The sequence below is a fragment of the Kitasatospora sp. NPDC059599 genome (genome assembly GCF_042735125.1).
Lineage (GTDB): Bacteria > Actinomycetota > Actinomycetes > Streptomycetales > Streptomycetaceae > Kitasatospora.
Genome location: NZ_JBHWCL010000299.1, coordinates 1 through 1,994, shown reverse-complemented (window position 1 = coordinate 1,994; position 1,994 = coordinate 1). Strand labels below are relative to the sequence as shown.

The 1,994-nt window shown below is 70.6% G+C and carries 2 protein-coding genes; one reads left to right on the top strand and one right to left on the bottom strand.

Features of this window, described 5'->3' with window-relative positions; all coding sequences use genetic code 11:
• Positions 1-418: 418 nt before the first annotated feature.
• Complete coding sequence (locus ACFV04_RS43665; RefSeq protein ID WP_380349869.1) at positions 419-1,204, bottom strand: SDR family NAD(P)-dependent oxidoreductase; 786 nt, start codon at positions 1,202-1,204, stop codon at positions 419-421.
• 109 nt (positions 1,205-1,313) lie between these two features.
• Here ACFV04_RS43665 and ACFV04_RS43660 point away from each other — a divergent pair, with 109 nt between their 5' ends.
• Positions 1,314-1,949, top strand: a complete 636-nt coding sequence (locus ACFV04_RS43660) for a TetR/AcrR family transcriptional regulator (protein WP_380349866.1) — start codon at positions 1,314-1,316, stop codon at positions 1,947-1,949.
• Positions 1,950-1,994: the final 45 nt, after the last annotated feature.

Sequence of the window (1,994 nt, the reverse complement as noted above, 5' to 3'; positions counted from 1 at the left end):
ACTTTTGGCACGCTGTTGAGTTCTCAAGGAACGGACGCTTCCTTCGGACTGCCTTCCAGCAGGCCCTCCGGGCTTCGTTCTTTCGTGTTTCCAGCCTATCAGATGTTTTCCGCTCCGTTTCCGGGGCTTCGTTCATCCAATTCGCCGGTGTCTTCCGGGGCTTGACGCCCTGTCCGACGTTCCAGACTCTAGCCCTTCCCCGCTCCGAAAAGCGAATCCGGCCGCAATCCGATAAAACGAGCACGCCGCATAAGAGCCGGAGTCGCGCTTGCCCATGGCAAGTTCGACCCGGCTCGAACCGGGAAGTGCTGATTCTGTGGATTGGCCGCTCCGGGACCGTCCGCGCCGATGCGTGTCCGGTGCTCCCTGCCGAGCGACTGGAAAACAGTACTCCCCCGTCCCCCCGGTGACCAAATGCTCAGGCCGCCGTGCCCGGCCGGGTGACGCGTTCGGCGACGGCGACCGTGGCGCGGCGCGGCAGGAAGCGGGGCGCCAGCGTTCCGAGGCGGTTGAGGAATCCGTCGACGACGCTCGGCCGTCCCTTCTGCAGGGCCGCCAGGGTGGTGGCGACGACCTGCTCGGGGCGACGGCGCACGCCCACCGCCGCTTCCTCCCCCGCGACGTCGAAGAAGGGGGTGTCGGTGGCGCCGGGGCAGATGGCGAGCGCCCGGACGTTGCTGCCGCGCAGTTCGTTCGCCAGTGCCTCGGTGAAGGAGAGCACGTAGGCCTTGGTGGCGCCGTAGACGGCCATCCGGGGTATCGGCTGGAAGGCGGCCGTGCTGGCCACGTTGACCACGGCGCCGTGGCCCCGCTCGACCATGCCGGGCAGCAGCCTGGCGGTCAGGTCGGTGAGCGTGGAGCAGTTGAGGTGGACCTCTTCGGCGATCCGGGTCGGGTCGGCGGCTGCCACGGTGCCGAAGGTCCCGAAGCCCGCGTTGTTGATCAGGACGTCGACCGTCACCCCCAGTTCCTCGACGCGCCGCTGCAGTTCTGCCGCGGCACCGGGACGGGCGAGGTCGAGCGGCAGGACGTGCACGGTGACGCCGTGGGCCGCCGTCAGCTCGTCGCGGAGGCCGGCCAGCTTGTCCTCGCTGCGGGCGACGACGACGAGGTCCGATCCGCGGGCGGCGAGTTCGCGGGCGAAGGCGGCTCCGATGCCGGTGGACGCTCCCGTGATCAGGGTGGTCTTGCGGGCGAAGTCCATGGCTCTCCTCGTACGGCGGGACGCGGGCGGACGTCGGGTCCGCCTCGCCGCCCAATGTAGTCAACGACAACAATGTAGTCAATGACTACATGCTCGTATGCTGATGCCCATGCGAACGGGCCAGTACCACCACGGAGACCTCCGCGCCGCGCTGCTGGAACGCGCCGAGCAGACACTGCGCGAGCAAGGCGTCGACGCCCTCTCGTTGCGCGAGCTCGCCCGGGCCCTCGACGTCAGCCACGCCGCGCCCAGCCGGCACTTCAAGGACCGGCGCGCCCTGCTCGACGCCCTCGCGCTCACCGGTGTCCAGCGGCTGACCGCCGCGGCCCGCAACGGTCTCGCCCGGAGCGGGGAGGGCTTTCGCGAGCAGGTGTTCGCCTTCGCCCGCGCGTACGTCGATTTCGCCGCCGAACACGGCGCGCTCCTGGAGCTGGCCTTCGCCCGCAAGCACGACGCCGCGGTCGCGGACGGGCTGGAGCTGGCCTGGCAGCCGCTGAAGGACGACCTCCACGCCTTGATCGCCCGGGGCCAGGACGAGGGACGGATCCGGGCCGGCAGCGCCGACCGGATCGGCGACATCCTCTTCGTCGCCGTCCACGGCGTGGCCACCCAGGCCGCGAGCGGCCGACTCGTCGGCCCGGCCCTGGACCAGGTCTTCGACGACCTCCTCACCCACCTGCTCCGCGGCGTGGCGCCGGGCGCGGGCGACGAGGCACTGGCCGAGTCCGACGTGTCGACCTGCTGACGCAAGCGGCCCGCACCCGGACAGCGCCGGGTGCGGGCCGGACAG

Excerpts from the sequence above, each read along its gene's own strand:
- ACFV04_RS43665 (WP_380349869.1), bottom strand. The coding sequence starts at position 1,204 with ATGGACTTCGCCCGCAAGACCACCCTGATCACGGGAGCGTCCACCGGC.
- ACFV04_RS43660 (WP_380349866.1), top strand. The coding sequence starts at position 1,314 with ATGCGAACGGGCCAGTACCACCACGGAGACCTCCGCGCCGCGCTGCTG.